The organism is Streptomyces noursei, from assembly GCF_001646665.1.
Classification (GTDB): Bacteria; Actinomycetota; Actinomycetes; order Streptomycetales; family Streptomycetaceae; genus Streptomyces; species Streptomyces lavendulocolor.
This window is the reverse complement of sequence record NZ_LWBU01000307.1, coordinates 36507-36856: the sequence shown is the minus strand read 5'-3', so window position 1 is coordinate 36856 and position 350 is coordinate 36507. Positions and strand designations below refer to the sequence as shown.

The window sequence follows — 350 nt, the reverse complement described above, 5'->3', positions numbered from 1 at the left end:
CCACGTGCAGGTGCGCCAGTGCCGTGCACAGCGCGGCCAGACTGCCGGGCTCGTCGCGGACCGTGGTCCGCATCCGCCACAGCGCCGTACCGGCCGACGTGTCCCGGCCGGCGGCCGCCGCCGGGCCGCCGCCGGTATCGGGGACGGCCGGCGGGGCATGGCTGTGGCGCCGTGCCCACCAGGTGTGGAACGCCGCCGTGGCGACCAGGACGACCGCCGACACGGCGAGCAGGTAGGGGCCGTCGGGGCCGTGCGCGATCGTGTTCGCCACCGCGTCCGCGACGGCCACGGCGGTGAACAGGGCGGCCAGTTCGACGAGGTCCCGCCGCCAGTGGTGGTGACGGCGGGGG

General features: G+C 77.7%; 1 pseudogene. It reads right to left on the bottom strand.

What is annotated here, in order from left to right:
* Positions 1-350 (bottom strand): annotated as a pseudogene (locus tag A4V12_RS39050) (GNAT family N-acetyltransferase); the annotation flags it as partial.